This window comes from Deltaproteobacteria bacterium (assembly GCA_016875395.1).
Lineage (GTDB): Bacteria > Myxococcota_A > UBA9160 > UBA9160 > UBA6930 > VGRF01.
The window spans coordinates 157,460-172,089 of sequence record VGRF01000003.1 but is presented as its reverse complement, the minus strand read 5'-3'; the positions used below and the strand labels follow the sequence as shown (position 1 = coordinate 172,089).

Sequence of the window (14,630 nt, the reverse complement as noted above, 5' to 3'; positions counted from 1 at the left end):
CTCTCAGCCCCCGAACGCAAACCCCTCGTACCCATTCTTTGCCACGCGATCGCAGATCTCGCGGTAGACGCCGACCCCCGCGGCGTAGGGCATGAACACGCGCGGCTTGCCGGGGATGTTCGCGCCCATGTACCAGCTCGCGGCTCTCGGCATGAGCGTCCCGTTCGCGACTTCGTTCACGTGCGCGACCCACTGCTCCTGCGCCTCGGGCTTCGCCTCGATGCGCGCGAAGCCGCGCTGCCGCATCCAGTCGATGCAGGCGAGCGTCCAGTCCACGTGCTGCTCGATCGAGACGAGCATGTTGCTGAGCACCGAGGGGCTGCCTGGGCCGGTGATCATGAACAGATTCGGGAAGCCCACGCTGCCGATGCCGAGGTAAGTCTTCGGGCCCGCCGCCCACGCGTCGCTGAGCTTCGCGCCGCCCGCGCCGCGGATGTCGATGCGTGCGAGCGCGCCGGTCATCGCGTCGAAGCCGGTCGCCATCACCAGCATGTCGAGCTCGTGGAATTCGCCGCCCTGGATCTGGATGCCCGTCGCGGTGATGCGCTCGATCGGGTGCTTCGCGATGTCGACGAGCTTCACGTTCGGGCGGTTGTACGTCTCGAAGTAACCGATATCGACGCAGATGCGCTTCGTGCCGATCGGGTGCGAGGTCGGGCAGAGCGCTTCCGCGGTGGCCGGGTCCCTAACAATCGAGCGGATCTTCTCGTGCACGTAGCTCGCGACGAAGCGGTTCGTGTCTTCGTTCGCGAGCGTGTCGAGGATCGTCCCGCAGAAGCGCGCGCCGCCGCTCCGCCAGCTCCGCTCCAAGGCGGCGCGCAGCTCGGCCTCGCTCTTGCCCACCGACGTCTCGAACGCGGGCACGGTGGGCTGCGGCTCGATCGTGAGGTCGCCGAAGCCGCCGCTCAGGCCGAGCCGGTAGTTCTGGCGGTGCTGCGGATAGTTGCGCTTGAAGGCGCGCGCGAACTCCGGGTCGAGCGGCGCGTTCACCGCGGGCACGCTGAAGTTCGGCGTGCGCTGGAAGACGGTGAGGTGGCCCGCGGTCTCGGCGATCACCGGAATCGCCTGGATCGCGGAGGAGCCGGTGCCGATCACGCCGACGCGCTTGTTCTCGTAGCGCACCTCGTGATGGGGCCAGCGGCTCGCCCAGTGCATCTCGCGCGAGAAGTCGCGCAGGCCCGGGATGTTCGGCTCCTGCGGGACCGACAGGCAGCCCGTCGCCATCACGCAGAACTTCGCGATCGCGCGATCGCCGCGATCGGTCTCGACGCTCCACTCGGCGCGCGCGTCGTCGAAGCTCGCTCTGGTGACGCGCGTCTCGAAGCGCATGTCGCGCTTCAGGTCGAAACGCTCGGCCACGTGCTCGGCGTACTTCAGGATCTCGGGCTGCGTCGCGTAGCGCTCGGTCCACTCCCACTCCTGCTCGAGCTCGCGCGAGAACGAGTAGGAGTAGGCGAGGCTCTCGGCGTCGCAGCGCGCGCCGGGGTAGCGGTTCCAATACCAAGTTCCGCCCACGCTCGTGCCGGCTTCGTACACGCGAGCTGTTAGGCCCATCTGCCGCAGGCGGTAGAGGAGGTACATGCCCGCGAAGCCCGCGCCCACGACGATCACGTCGAAGCGCGCGCCAGCGTCGCGCGGCGCTGCCGAAGTGCTGCTCATCTCGACTCCCCGATGGACGCGCGACGTTAGTTGCAACGCACCGTTCCCCGCATCGCCTCGCACGCGGCAGCATGCCGCCTCGCTCGCGGAGGGCGTAGAGGGCGGACGTCATCGCGCGGGGGGGGACGCTGCCGGTCGACGGCGGCTTCCTCGCGCCCTGAGGTGAGCTCACACGCCGCGAGCTGGCGAAGCTGAGACCGGAGCTCCGCGCGCAAGCGTCTTGCCCAAGGCGGCCGTGAGATCGCGCATGCGGAACGGGTTTGCGACGAACGTGACATCGGGCCGCTCGACCTCGGCGAGCGAGCCGTCGTGTCCGACGTACCCGGACATGTAGAGGACGCGCGCGTTCGGTCGCCGCTCGCGCACTCGCGCGGCGACGTCGAAGCCGCTCGCTCCGGGCATCACGATGTCGGTGATCAGCGCGTCGATCGGGCCGGGATGACTCTCGATGAGGGAGATCGCGGCGAGTCCGTCTGCCGCGGCGAGCACCACGTACCCCGCTCGCTCGAGCGACTCGACGAGCAGGACGCGCAGCTCGGCATCGTCCTCGACCGCCAAGACCGTCTCGCCGGTCCCAGCGCGCACGGCGCTCGCCTCCGCGGGTGCGTCGCCTTCGAGCTCTCGTCGCGCCTCCGTCGCCAACGGCAGGTCGATCGTGATCTGGGTTCCGGCACCGAGCTCGCTGGTGGCAGAGACCTCGCCGCCGAGTTGTTGAACGACTCCGTAGACCGTCGCGAGCCCGAGCCCGCTGCCCGCTCCGCCGCCTTTCGTCGTGAAGAATGGCTCGAACGCATGCGCCAGCACGTGGGGCGCCATCCCGGAGCCGCGATCCGTAACGATCAGCCTCACGCTGGCGCGCGCCCCTTCCGTGCAGCGCCGTGTCGCGATCGCGATCTCCCCGCCGTCCGGCTGAGCGTCTCGCGCGTTGATGACGAGATTGACCAGCACGCGCTCGATCTGGCCTGCGTCCGCGCGCACGAGGCAGGGCTCGGCCGCGAACTGGGTCCGAAGCCGGATGTCTTCCCCGACGAGCCGCTCGAGCAAGCGGAGGCTGCGCGCGACGATTTCGTTCAGGTCGAGTGTGATCGGCAACCCCGGCACTTGCCGCGCGAACGCGAGCAGATCGCGCGTCAAACCGGCCGCGCGCTCCGCAGCGCCGCGAATCTCCTTCGCCGCGAGCGCGGGATCGATTCGCGTGCCGCGTTGACCCAGCGCATCCGCGTAGCCGAGGATCACGGTCAGCAGATTGTTGAAGTCGTGCGCAACGCCGCCCGCGAGCCTGCCGAGCGCCTCGAGACGGCCCTGACGCGCGAGGTTCGCTTCCAGTCGTTCGCGGCCCAAGGCCGTCGACAGCAGGTTCGCGGCGGTTTGCAGGAACAATGCGTCTTCGTCGCGGAAGGCGTCGGGCTGCCGGCTGTGAGCGGCGAGGATCCCGTAGGTCCTGCCCTCGACGCGAATCACGACGCTCACGCCGCTCCGCACACCATGGTTCGTGAGCAGCTCCGGCCCACTGAAGCGCTGCTCCGTGCTCAAGTCGCTCACCAACACGGGGATCTGCGACGCGAGGGTGAAGCCGGCCTGCGAATCCTTGCCGACGGGAACACGCGCCTGCCCGACCAAGCCCGCGTCCCAACCCAAGCCCGCTCGCAACAGGAGATGCCCTCCGTCGTCCGAGAGCTCGAGCACCTTCACGAGCTCCGCGCCGAGCGTGCGCGAAACTTCGTTCACGAACTCGTCGAGCAGCGCGCCGGAGTCGCGGCTCGCGAGGGCGAACGTGCCCAGGCGCGCGATCGCCGTCTGCTGGCGTACACGTCGCTCGGCCGCCCGCGTGGCCTCGCGCGCGACCTGAGAGCTCTCCTGCGCGCGCGCCAGATTGCGCCGAACGCTCGTGGTCGCGAGCCGCAGCGACAGCAGGACGACGACGATCTGAGCGAGCAGCGCCGCCAAGAACCGCCACCGCGCCGGCTCGACGAGCGGACTTGGAAGCCACGCGGGGGGTAGGAAGGCGAAGACCGTTGCGGCTCCGACACTCAAAGCTCCGAATGCCAACGCCGCTCGCTCGTTCCAGATCAACCCCGCCAGTAACACGAGCGAAACGGAAGCGGAGAAGCTGGGGCTGGAGACGCCGCCCAGCAGGAACACGGAGACCGTCTGCGCGAGCCAGCCGACGACGACGAATCCCGCGGCGGCCCGGCCGGGGTGACCCGCTCTCGCAAGGCGATGCGCCGCGATACACGACGCGGCGACTGCGCCGTAAATCGCGATCAAGGGCAGCGGCTGCTTCGTCAGGAACGGCGAGGCGAGCGCCATCGCGGTGCAAATCCCGGTGATCAGGTACAGCACGCGCGTCAGCGACCGGGCCGGCAACAGCTCCGTCTAAAATCCGTCATCGCCCGTGCTGCCTCGATCAGGCACCGTCGACCCCTTGCGTACGCAAGAGAGCGCCCAACCGGGAGCTTACACCTGCTTCTACGTTACGCCGATTCGCGCGCAGCGATCCAGCGCTTGCAACACCTCGCTCTCGCCCGCGGCGGGGAGCCGCAGGATCGCACGCTCCTCTCCCATCGCGCGCGCCTGCGCGAGCGTGGCTGCACTCTGCTCTCGCTCGGCGAGGAACAGCATCGAGATGCCGAGCTTCGCGGGATCGCGCCCCGCTCGCTCCATGCGCTCGCGCACGTCGGCGAGGCTCTTCTTCGTGTACTCGAGGTTGAGCGCGATCGGCATCCACGCATCCGCGTGCTTCGCGACGAGGCCGCGGCCGAACGGCGTGTCGAGCGTCCCTAACAAGATCGGCGGATGCGGGCGCTGGAGCGGCTTCGGGTAGAGCCAGGTGTCGCCGAAGCGCACGAACTCGCCCTCGAAGCGCGCGCGCTCGTCACGCCAGAGCACTTTCAGGGCATCGAGTCGCTCGCTGAGCTGGCGCCAGCGGTCCTCGAACGCGATGCCGTGGTGGTTCATCTCCGCCACGTTCCAGCCCGCGCCGACGCCGAAGATGAAGCAGCCGTCGCTGAGGTGATCGAGCGTGGCCACGCGCTTCGCCAGCGAGATCGGGTGGTGCTGGTTCACGAGGCAGATCGCCGTGCCGAGCACGAGCTTCGTCGTCGCCGCGGCCGCGGCCGCGAGACCGAGGAACGGGTCCGCCATGTGGCGGTACTCGCGCGGCAGCTCGCGGCCATCGACCATCTTCACCACGCCGTCCGGTGGCGCCGGGATGTGCGTGTGCTCCGGCAGCCAGAACGACTCGAGGCCGCGCTCTTCCACTGCACGCGCGAGCTTGTCGGCGCGCACGGTGTACTCCGTGTTGAAGGAGAAGACGCCGAGCTTCACGAGTGGAGCCTCCGGACTCGGTCGTCATGGGCTGGCGAGATCGCCAACACTCCGGACGTTCGTCGAGTCCGCGCGAGGGTGCGCCGCGATGCTGGAACCAACAAGCGCGTGCGTGTTCCGAAGAAGTCGCGATCGTGCGAAGGGGTGCCTCGACGTGGAGCAGCTGCGCTGGAAGTGGCTTTGGTGGAGCGGGGGCGTGCTGCTCGTCGCGGGCGTGCTGTGGCTCAGCCTCATCCCCTCGCAGGGCCTGCCAGGCATCTCCCTCTCCGACAAAGCCGAGCACGCGCTCGGCTACGGCGTGCTCACGACGTGGTTCTCAGGCCTCGTCGTGCGCGCGCATCACCTCGGCGCAGGCGCGGTGCTCTTCGCGTTCGGCATCGGCTGCGAGCTCCTTCAGCACTTCGGCAGCGCTGGTCGCTCGGGCGAAGTCGCTGACGCCGTCGCGAACGTAGTGGGCGTCGTGCTCGCGCTCGCGATCGTGCGCCTCACGCGCGGCTCGTGGATGCGCGGCGTCGAGCGCCTCCTCGCCGCGCGAGGCTGAGTCGTCAGTCCTCGAATCTCAGCGCGCTCGCGTCGCCGGGTGCGTGCTCGAGCAGCTCGATCACGTTGCCGAACGGGTCGCGGCCGTACGCAAAGCGCTGCGGCGCGGCGCCGAAGGGCGGGGCGTTGAAGGCGACGCCGTGCTTCGCGAGGTGGTCATAGTCGGCGAGGTAGTCGTCGGTGACGAGTGCGATGTGCGTGATCCCGACGCGGTTGACCGGGCGCTTCGCGTCGCCCGCCTCCGCGTCGGCGAACTCGAACAGCTCGATGCACGAGCCGCCCTTGCGGATCATGCGCACCTTGCACGCCGCATTCGCCACGCCGAAGGCTTCGTTCATCGGCGCGTAGCCCGGCGGCAGCTCCGCCTCCATCGTCACGCGAAAGCCGAGCACGCCGCAGTAGAAGTCGAGCGCGCGCTGCATGCTGGGCACGGCGAGCGCGGCGTGGTGCAGACCGAGAATCATTTGCGCCTCCGAGGGGCGCGCGAAGCTACAGCGCCGCCGCGGCCTTCGCGCTGCTCGCGATCCGCTGCGCCCGCGCAGCGCCGCAGCTCATCGATCGCGGCGGACCTCGCCGGCAGCCGGCGCGCCGCCGCGGCCCGCGACGCTCAGAGGCCGCCCTTGGCGTCGTCCAGCAGCTCGAGCTTGCGGCGAAGCGCGGTGCGCAGCGTCGGGTCGTCGGAAATCTCGAGCGCCCGCGCGAACGATTTACTCGCGGAGTCGAGATCCCCGAGCTGGCGCTGCGTCTTCCCTAACAAGGTGAAAAACGTGGCGTCGATGTCGTTGGCGCGAATGGCCTCGAGCAGCCGGCGCCGCGCGAGCCGGAACTCGCCGCGGCGGAAGGCGGTCTCCGCCTGGGCGTACTTGAAGTAGGGGTTGCGCGCGCGGTGCTGCTTGATGCGATCCGCGAAGGTACGCGCGAGCTAGGGCCTCTGCGCCTGCGCGTGCAAGCTCGCGAGGTTGTTCATCGCCACGTAGTCGCGCGGGGCGAGGCGCAGCGCTTCGACGTAGCTCGCTTCCGCGCGCGCGAAGTCGCCGCGGCGGCGGTGCCACACGCCGAGGTTGATCCACGCCTGCGGCAGCGTGCGGTCCATCGCGAGCGATTTCCGGAGGTACGCGAGGGCAACCTCGGGCTCGCCCGCCTGCATCTGCTCCACGCCGAGGTTGCTGTAGTAGTGCGCCGCCGCGCGCGCATCGGAGATCGCACGCCGCGGATAGGCGGCGCGGAACTCGGGCATGTTGAAGTCCACCACGTAGTCCGGCTGGCCGTTCACGGTCGCGATCGCGTTGATGTGGCGGCTCACGACGAGGGTGTCGCCGCGCAGCGACCACGTGGGTGGCACGTCGACTTCTTGGTACGCGACCTCGAGGCCCGCCTCGCGCGCGAGCGCGACGAACAGGTTCGTGAACGCGAGGCAATTGCCGCGCAGCGTCTCGAAGGTTTCGAGCGCCGTGCGCGTCTGATCGCCGTAATCGATGTGAAACGTGGGACTTCGGATCACCGCGCCGATGAGCTGCTCGAGGCGCGCGGAGTCACTCGTCGCCGTGAGCTCGGTCGCGACGAAGCGCCGCATGCGCGCATCGAGCGTCGCGATGCCCGCTTCTTGCAGCGAGAGCCCGTCGGGCGCGGGGATCGCGACGAGATCGCCCGCAGCTGCGCGCGCATCCGGCGTGACGGGAACCGCTGCGCAGCCGGCGAGCGCTGCGGCCGCAGCGAGCACGGAGAAGCGGGCCGGCCGAGGCATCGCGAGTCCTCCCGGAGAGCGAGGCCGATGCTAGTCCCGTGCGCGGGGCAGGCGAGGGTGCGCGTGAGTCATTTCGGCCGGGCCGAAATGTCTCACGCCTTCGCCAGGATCGCGCCGGCCATCCCCGACGAGACGAGCACGAGCTGCGCGCCCGCGACCTGATTCGCCGCCGTGCCGCGCAGCTGGCGCACACCCTCGGTCACGAGGTTCATGCCGTGGATGTAGGCCTCGCCGCTGTGGCCGCCGTGCGTATTCGTGGGGATCGAGCCTGATAACTCGCAGTGTCCGTCCGCCACGAAGCCCTTCGCCTCGCCGTGCTCGCAGAAGCCGAACGCCTCGAGCTGCTTCATCACGTTGGGCGTGAACGCGTCGTAGAGCAGCGCGGCGTGCATGTCGCGCGGTGCGAGGCCGCTCTGCGCCCACAGCCGTTTCGCCACGCCCATTGCCTCGGGCATGGTGGTCAGGTCCGCGTGGTAGTAGTTCGAGATCACCTCGGCCTCGGCGGGGATCGACTGCGCGGCGGCGAGAATCTGCACGGGCCGCTGCCGCAGATCGCGCGCGCGCTCGAGCGTCGTGATGACTGCGGCTGCCGCGCCGGCGTTCTCCTGACAGCAGTCGAGCAGGCGCAGCACGGGCTCCACGATCCAGCGCGAAGCCTGGTGCTCGTCGAGCGTGATCGGCTTGCCGTGGAAGATCGCGGCGGGGTTCGTCGCAGCGTGTTTGCGGTGGAGCACGGCGATGCGGCCGAAGTCGCGGCTCGTCACGCCGAACTCGTGCATGTACCGCTGGATCGCGAGCGCGGCCCAGGTCGCGGGCGCCTGTGCGCCGAACGGCATGCACCACAGCAGCGAGCTGGTGCCGCTGCCCGGCTGAAACATCCCGCCGGCCTGCGGCTGGCCGTAGCGATACGCGGCGCCTTGATTGATCGCGCGCCACACGAGCACCGTCTCGCACGCGCCCGCCGCGACTGCGGCGGCGGCCTGATGGATCGTGCCGAGCGCGCCTGCGCCGCCGCCGGGCACGCGGCTCGTTAGAGCGAGATCGCGCACGCCGAGCGCGCGGCACATGCCGATCTCGTCCACGGGATCGAGCGTGTAGGTGATCATGCCATCCACGTCCGCGGGTGCGACTCCCGCGTCGCGCAGCGCCGCGAGAGTCGCCTCGGCTGCGAGCAGCGACTCGCTGCGCTCATCGCGGCGCGCGTACGTCGTCTGCCCGATCCCCGCGATCGCGACTGCGCGCCCGGCGCCGAACATCACCCTCGCCCCATCGCGCGAAACACCGGCACTGCCTTGCCGCCCGCGGTCGCCTCGAACGCGACCTCGACACGCAGCCCGTTGCGCATCGCTTCGGGCGCGACGCCGACCACGTTCGACACGAGCCGCACGCCCTCGTCGAGCGCGATCAGCGCGACGACCGGAGCCTCCGCGAAGCCGATCGGCGCGGGATGCCGCGGCACGATCCAGCTCCACACCTCACCGCGCCCCGACAGGCGCGCGACCTCGCGCTGCGTGCTGTGACAGCGCGGGCACATCGGTCGCGGCGGATGCGCGAACGCGCCGCACGCCCCGCAGCGCTGCGCCACGAGCTCGCCGCGCGCGCACGCCTCCCAGAAGAACGCGTTGTCCGCGGTGACGATGGGGTCGGGGCGCGCCGCGGCGGTCATCGCGTGGAAGCTCGCGCGCGCACCGGGGACGTACGTGCACCATTTCGCGCACAGGGGACGTACGTGCACCGCCACGCGCGCTCCGGAGTGCACGTACGTCCCCAGTGCGCGTCGATGTGCAGGTACGTCCCAGGTGCGCGCCTCATTCGCTCTTCGCCGCGGGCTTCGGCAGCCACTTGCTCGGGATCACGACGCGATGCGGCTTGCCGGGCTCCCAGTCGAGCACGCAGCTGGCGCACAGCGCGTCGATGTCGGCCGGCGCGTAGCCGAGCTCGCGCAGAATCTCGCGGCTGTGCTGGCCGACGATCAGCGGCGGGCCCTGCACGCGGCCGGGCGTGTCGCTGAGGTCGCACAGCAGGCCGACCTGATCGAGCTTGCCGACGAACGGGTGCTCGTAGCTCGCGGTCCAGCCGCGCTGCCTCAGCTCTGCATCGTCGTGGAGCCCCAGCGCGAACTCGGGGTCGCAGATCTCGCACGGCACGCCCGCGGCGTCGAGCGCGGCGAACGCCCCCTGCGCGCTGCGCTGCGCGAGTAGCGCGCCTAGCGACTGCGCGAGCTCCGCGTCGTGCTTCGCGCGCGCGGCTTCGCTCGCGAAGCGTGCGTCGCGCGCGAGCTCGGGCGCGCCGAGCGCGGCGCACATGCGCGCGAACGCGGCGTCGCCCGGCGCGAGCACGCACAGCCAGCCGCGCTGCGTCTCGTAGAAGCGATTCGTCGCGCTGAATCCCGTCTGCGTCGCGTCGGTGTGCGGGCGCACGAAGCCGCTGCCGTCCGCGCGCGCCACCGCGTAGCTCGTGTTCAGCAGCTGCGCGTACACGATCGAGGTGTCGCAGAACTGGCCTTCGCCGCTGCGATCGCGCTGCATCAATGCCTGGATCATCGCGATCGCGGAGAGGAAGCCGTTGCCGGTATCGCCGAGCGAGCAGAAGCTCCACAGCGGCTTCCCGCCGCGCGCCATGCCGCCGTCTTCGTACTGTGTGCCGGCCAGGCAGCCCCCCGTTTGGTCGTTGCCGGGCAGGCTCGCGCGCGGGCCATTCTCGAAGCCGCGCGTGTGGCAGTAGACGAGGCGCGGATTCACGCGGCGCAAGCTCTCGTAGTCGACGCCGATCCGCTGCGCCGCGTCGTAGCGCATGTTGTGCTGCACCACGTCGGCGCGCGCGACCAGCTCGTGCAGCACCTTCATCGCGCGCGGCTCCTTCAAATCGAGCGCGATGCTGCGCTTGCCGCGGTTCGCCATGTACGCGATGTGGTTCGCGTGCCAGTAGATGTCGTAGAGCGCGTTGATCTTGATCACGTTCGCGCCGAGGTCGCTGAGCAGCTGCGTGCCGAACGGGCCCGCGATCGCGAGGCCGAGGTCGAGCACCGTGATGCCCTCGAGCGGCGCGCGCAGCTTGCGCCCCGGCGTCGCCTCGCGCGCGGGCTTCAGCGCGAGCGCCGCCGCTTCCTCCCTCACCGCCGCGGAGTGCTCGCCCACGCGCGCGGCGGGCGCGCCGATGCGCTGCGGATTCTTCGCGAGCCGAATCGTGCTGCCGACTTGGCGGATCGCGCCGAGCTCCGCGTCGAGGGCCGTAACGACACAGCCATCGGCGAGGAAGAGCGGATCCGCGAGCGCTTCCTCGGGCGAGCGCACGGGCTGAATCGTCATGTTCGCCGCAGCCGCCGCGCGCACCCAGCCGTCAGCAGGGAACTTCCTCGCGGCTTCGGCGAGCAGCGGCTGGTAGTGCTGCATCACCACGAGCTCGCCGGGCGCGGTGCCGAAGCGATCCGGGTCGTTCTTCGCGGCGAGCTCCGGCGTCGCATTCAGCGCATCGCCCGCGGACGCGGAGAGCAGGAAGCGCGGGTTCGGCACCCAGTTGTGGATCCAGCGCCCATCCGCGCACTCGAAGTGCCCCTTCGGCGAGCGCGCGCCGAGAATCCACGAGTCGAAGTCCTTCGCATCGACGCGCTCCGCGCGTTGCCACACGCCGCTTGCACAGGCGAGCGCGCCCTGCAGCAGCGAAGTCTCCACCCACTGGCCGCGCCCGGTGATCTCGCGCGCGCGGAGCGCGGCGTGAATGCCGAGCGTCGCGGCGAAGAACGCGCCGAGGCTCGGGTAGAACGAGGCGGGGAACACCGGGCCCTCGCGCGCGGGGCCTTGTACCTGCGCGTAGTCGAAGTCGATGTGCGCGAACGGATCCGGCCGCCGCGCCATGTGGTTCAGCGCGCCATCGGGCCAGCCGCGCTGCTCGAAGTGCAGGCCCGTGCGCGCCGCCACGAGCGAGTCGTAGCCGGGCCGCGCGGAGTGCTTGTTGTTACGGCCGTAGGCGGTGATCGAGCAGTAGACGAGGCGCGGATTCGCAACGGCGAGCGTCGCGTAGTCGATGCCGAGCTTCGCCGTCGTGCCCGGCGCGAAGCTCTCGAGCACCACGTCCGCGTGCTTCGCGAGCGCGAGAAACGCCTCGCGATCCGCCGCGCTCTTCAGATCGAGCACCGCGCTGCGCTTGCCGCGCTGCCACACGCGGTAGCCGAGCTGCGCGCGGAACGGGTCGCCGCCGCGCGGCTCGATCTTCGTCACGTGGGCGCCCGAGTCCGCGAGCAGCATGCCCGTCATCGGGCCCGCGATGCCCCACGAGAGATCGAGCACGCGCAGGCCGTCGAGTGCCGGAGCGCCGCTCGTCATGCGATGCCGTACATCCGCGCGCCGTTCGCCCAAGTGATCGCGTGCACTTCGCTCTCGGGCACGCCCGCGAATTGTTTCTCGATCTTCGCGCCGGCGTTCGGCCAGTTGCAGACGGGGTGCGGGAAGTCGGTCGACCAGAGCACGTTGTCGATACCGATCGCGTGCCGCTGCTCCACGCCCTCGGGCTCGTGCACGAACGTCACCGCCATCTGGCGCCGGAAGTACGTGCTCGGCAGCTCCTTCACGCCGGGGAACACGTAGTGATGGTGCATGCGCGAGTCGAGGTATCGAATGAAGCCGGGCAACCAGAACAGGCCCGGCTCGACGAATACGACGCGCAGTCCCGGGTGCCGCTCGAGCACGCCCGTGAGGATGTACCAGCACAGCGTCTCGGCGATCGCGAAGCCAGGCTGCGCGGTGAAGATGCCCTTCTGCGGCGTCGGATCGCGGCGGAACACGTCCCAGAGGCCGTCCTTCAGCGTGAGATGGTTCGCCACCACGACGCCCGTCTCCTCGAACGCGCTCCAGAGCGGCTCGTAGCGCGCGTCGTGGTAGTCGGGCATACCGACTTCGCTCGGGAAGTTCGGGATCTGGATCGAACGCGCGCCGAGCGCGGCGAGGCGGTGGATCTCGCTCACGGCGTACTCGATGTCGATCAGCGGCAGCTGGTACGTGATCAGGATGCGCTTCGGGTCCGCCTGCGCGAACTGGTTCAACGTGTTGTTATAGGCGGTCGCGCACTCTCTCCAGCTCGCGCCCACCTGATAGACCTTCGAGGTGAAGTCGAACTCCGAGTACATCACCTCACATTCGACGCCATCCGCGTCCATCGCCGCGAGCCGCGCGCGCGAGTCGAAGTAGCCCGGGTGCCGCGCCGCCTCGAGGTCGACGAAGTCCTCGAGCTCGAGCTTGCCGCCCGCCATCTGCTGCGCGCGCAGCGCGTCGTACTTCGCCATGCCCGCGTCCCAGTCGGCGTGGAACTTCGCGGCGAGATTCTTCTTCACGGCGTCGCCCTGGATCACGCAGTGCGAGTCGGCGGAGAACAGGCGGCGGGGCATGGCAGGCTCCTTCGCGAGGACGGCGATGCTGGATCGGGCGTGCGTTTCGAGCAACCACAGGGACCTGCGCACGGACTGCCGGAAGCGCGGAGCCAGTCGGCTGCGGCAAACTCCCGCTCTCACAGCCCGCGCCGAAGCCTCGCGCTCGGCAGCACGACAGGAGCACCGCGATGAGCGACCCCAGCAACTTCGACGCCGACTCTCTCCGCGCGAAGTACCGCGCTGAGCGCGACAAGCGCCTGCGCGTAGACGGCAACGCGCAGTACGTCGAAGTGGCGGGCGAATTCGCGAAGTACCTCGACGACCCGTATGTCGACCCGATCGTGCGTGAGCCGGTCGCGGACGAAGTGCCGATCGTCGTCATTGGCGGCGGCTTCGGCGGGCAGATGGCGGCGGCGCGGCTGCGCGAGGCGGGCATCGACGGCTTCCGCATGATCGAGAAGGGCGGCGACTTCGGCGGCACCTGGTACTGGAACCGCTACCCCGGCGCGCAGTGCGACATCGAGTCGTACATCTATCTGCCGCTGCTCGAAGAAGTCGGCTACGTGCCGAAGGAGAAGTACGCGTTCGCGCCCGAGATCCTCGCGCACGCGCGCGCGATCGCGAAGCATTACGACCTCTACCGCGACGTCTTGTTCCAGACCGAAGTGACGGAGCTGCGCTGGCAGGAGGACGAGGCGCGCTGGCTCGTCTCGACGAATCGCGGCGACCAGATCACGGCGCAGTTCGTGGTGATGTCGAACGGGCCGCTCAATCGACCGAAGCTGCCGGGCATTCCCGGCGTCGGCACGTTCAATGGGCACTCGTTCCACACCAGCCGCTGGGACTACGACTACACCGGCGGCGGGCCCGACGGGAACCTCACGAAGCTCGGCGACAAGCGCGTCGGCATCATCGGCACCGGCGCGACCGCGATTCAGTGCGTGCCGCACCTGGCCGCGGCCGCGAAGCAGCTGATCGTGTTCCAGCGCACGCCGAGCTCGGTGGACGTGCGCGGCAACAAGCCGACCGATCCGGAGTGGGCGAAGTCGCTGACCGCCGGCTGGCAGCAGAAGCGCATGCAGAACTTCAACATCCTCGTCTCGGGCGGCTGGCAGGCGGAGGATCTCGTCAACGACGGCTGGACCGACATCATCCGCAAGCTGCTCGTGCAGGCGCAGCAGGATCCCAGCAAGGTCGCGTCGCCCGACGCCGCCACCAAGACGCTCGAGCTCGCGGACTTCGAGAAGATGGAGCAGATCCGGAGGCGCGCGGAGACGCTTGTTAGGGACCCGGCGACCGCGGAGGCGCTGAAGCCGTACTACCGGCAGTTCTGCAAGCGCCCCACGTTCAACGACGACTATCTGCCCGCGTTCAATCGCCCCAACGTGAAGCTGGTCGACACGAACGGGAAGGGCGTCGAGCGCATCACCGAGAAGGGCATCGTCGCGAACGGTGTGGAGTACGAGCTCGACTGCATCGTGTTCGCGACCGGCTTCGAGGTCGGCACGGGCTACACGCGCCGCGCGGGCTACGACATGGTCGGCCGCGGCGGCGTCGCGCTCAGCGAGAAGTGGGCGGGCGGCGTGCGCACGCTGCACGGGCTGCACACGAACGGCTTCCCGAACATGCTGATCATGGGCGCGCAGCAGTCCGCGTTCACCGCGAACTATCCGCACTTGCTCCAGGACCAGAGCAAGCACATCGCCTACGTGATCGGCGAAACGCTGAGGCGCGGTGCGCGCACATTCGAGGCGAAGCGCGATGCCGAGGACGCGTGGGTACAGACGATCATCGACCTCTCGCGCTTCGGCCGCGACTTCCTCGATGCCTGCACGCCCGGCTACTACAACAACGAGGGCAAGGTCGAAGGCATCGCCGTGCAGAACGGCTCCTACGGCCTCGGCCCCGAGCCCTTCTTCAAGCTGATGGCCGAGTGGCGTGAGACGGGAAAGCTCGAGGGCCTCGAGCTGCAGCCGTGAGCTGCGGGGCCGCGCGCGA

The 14,630-nt window shown here is 69.7% G+C and carries 12 protein-coding genes; 2 read left to right on the top strand and 10 right to left on the bottom strand.

Going from position 1 to position 14,630, the window contains the following annotated elements; translation table 11 throughout:
- Positions 1–3 precede the first annotated feature (3 nt).
- From FJ091_04215 to FJ091_04205, 3 genes are all read right to left on the bottom strand, one after another.
- Positions 4–1,659 (bottom strand): NAD(P)/FAD-dependent oxidoreductase, encoded by a 1,656-nt coding sequence (locus FJ091_04215; GenBank protein MBM4382556.1) that lies wholly within the window; start codon positions 1,657–1,659, stop codon positions 4–6.
- Between the two features lie 168 nt (positions 1,660–1,827).
- Entirely contained in the window at positions 1,828–4,026 is a 2,199-nt protein-coding gene (locus FJ091_04210; protein ID MBM4382555.1) for a response regulator, read from the bottom strand.
- 102 nt (positions 4,027–4,128) lie between these two features.
- Positions 4,129–4,986, bottom strand: coding sequence for a TIGR03619 family F420-dependent LLM class oxidoreductase (locus tag FJ091_04205; GenBank protein MBM4382554.1), 858 nt, complete (start codon positions 4,984–4,986; stop codon positions 4,129–4,131).
- Between the two features lie 154 nt (positions 4,987–5,140).
- On the opposite strand from FJ091_04205, the gene FJ091_04200 reads away from it, so the two are divergent.
- Entirely contained in the window at positions 5,141–5,527 is a 387-nt protein-coding gene (locus FJ091_04200; GenBank protein ID MBM4382553.1) for a VanZ family protein, read from the top strand.
- Positions 5,528–5,531: 4 nt separating this feature from the next.
- Here FJ091_04200 and FJ091_04195 read toward each other — a convergent pair whose 3' ends face one another.
- The 7 genes from FJ091_04195 to FJ091_04165 all read right to left on the bottom strand — a co-directional run bounded on the left by FJ091_04195 (position 5,532) and on the right by FJ091_04165 (position 12,650).
- A complete protein-coding gene (locus FJ091_04195) occupies positions 5,532–5,990 on the bottom strand; it encodes a VOC family protein (protein MBM4382552.1) in 459 nt (152 codons plus the stop codon).
- A gap of 143 nt (positions 5,991–6,133) precedes the next feature.
- The gene (locus tag FJ091_04190) at positions 6,134–6,283 is read right to left on the bottom strand and encodes a hypothetical protein (GenBank protein ID MBM4382551.1); all 150 of its coding nucleotides are present in this window, start codon (positions 6,281–6,283) and stop codon (positions 6,134–6,136) included.
- A gap of 165 nt (positions 6,284–6,448) precedes the next feature.
- Positions 6,449–7,270, bottom strand: coding sequence for a tetratricopeptide repeat protein (locus tag FJ091_04185; protein ID MBM4382550.1), 822 nt, complete (start codon positions 7,268–7,270; stop codon positions 6,449–6,451).
- Between the two features lie 92 nt (positions 7,271–7,362).
- Complete coding sequence (locus FJ091_04180; protein MBM4382549.1) at positions 7,363–8,526, bottom strand: lipid-transfer protein; 1,164 nt, start codon at positions 8,524–8,526, stop codon at positions 7,363–7,365.
- Positions 8,526–8,936: an OB-fold domain-containing protein gene (locus tag FJ091_04175; GenBank protein ID MBM4382548.1), complete on the bottom strand. Its 411-nt coding sequence runs from the start codon at positions 8,934–8,936 to the stop codon at positions 8,526–8,528. The genes FJ091_04180 and FJ091_04175 overlap by 1 nt, the downstream gene beginning before the upstream one ends.
- Positions 8,937–9,078: 142 nt before the next feature.
- Entirely contained in the window at positions 9,079–11,592 is a 2,514-nt protein-coding gene (locus FJ091_04170) for a CoA transferase (GenBank protein ID MBM4382547.1), read from the bottom strand.
- Positions 11,589–12,650 (bottom strand): amidohydrolase, encoded by a 1,062-nt coding sequence (locus FJ091_04165; GenBank protein ID MBM4382546.1) that lies wholly within the window; start codon positions 12,648–12,650, stop codon positions 11,589–11,591. The genes FJ091_04170 and FJ091_04165 overlap by 4 nt, the downstream gene beginning before the upstream one ends.
- Before the next feature lie 170 nt (positions 12,651–12,820).
- Here FJ091_04165 and FJ091_04160 point away from each other — a divergent pair, with 170 nt between their 5' ends.
- A complete protein-coding gene (locus tag FJ091_04160) occupies positions 12,821–14,611 on the top strand; it encodes an NAD(P)/FAD-dependent oxidoreductase (protein MBM4382545.1) in 1,791 nt (596 codons plus the stop codon).
- Positions 14,612–14,630 lie beyond the last annotated feature (19 nt).

Coding starts and splice junctions, on each gene's coding strand:
- FJ091_04165 (MBM4382546.1), bottom strand. CDS start 12,650: ATGCCCCGCCGCCTGTTCTCCGCCGACTCGCACTGCGTGATCCAGGGC.
- FJ091_04195 (MBM4382552.1), bottom strand. CDS start 5,990: ATGATTCTCGGTCTGCACCACGCCGCGCTCGCCGTGCCCAGCATGCAG.
- FJ091_04160 (MBM4382545.1), top strand. CDS start 12,821: ATGAGCGACCCCAGCAACTTCGACGCCGACTCTCTCCGCGCGAAGTAC.
- FJ091_04180 (MBM4382549.1), bottom strand. CDS start 8,526: ATGTTCGGCGCCGGGCGCGCAGTCGCGATCGCGGGGATCGGGCAGACG.
- FJ091_04170 (MBM4382547.1), bottom strand. CDS start 11,592: ATGACGAGCGGCGCTCCGGCACTCGACGGCCTGCGCGTGCTCGATCTC.
- FJ091_04215 (MBM4382556.1), bottom strand. CDS start 1,659: ATGAGCAGCACTTCGGCAGCGCCGCGCGACGCTGGCGCGCGCTTCGAC.
- FJ091_04175 (MBM4382548.1), bottom strand. CDS start 8,936: ATGACCGCCGCGGCGCGCCCCGACCCCATCGTCACCGCGGACAACGCG.
- FJ091_04185 (MBM4382550.1), bottom strand. CDS start 7,270: ATGCCTCGGCCGGCCCGCTTCTCCGTGCTCGCTGCGGCCGCAGCGCTC.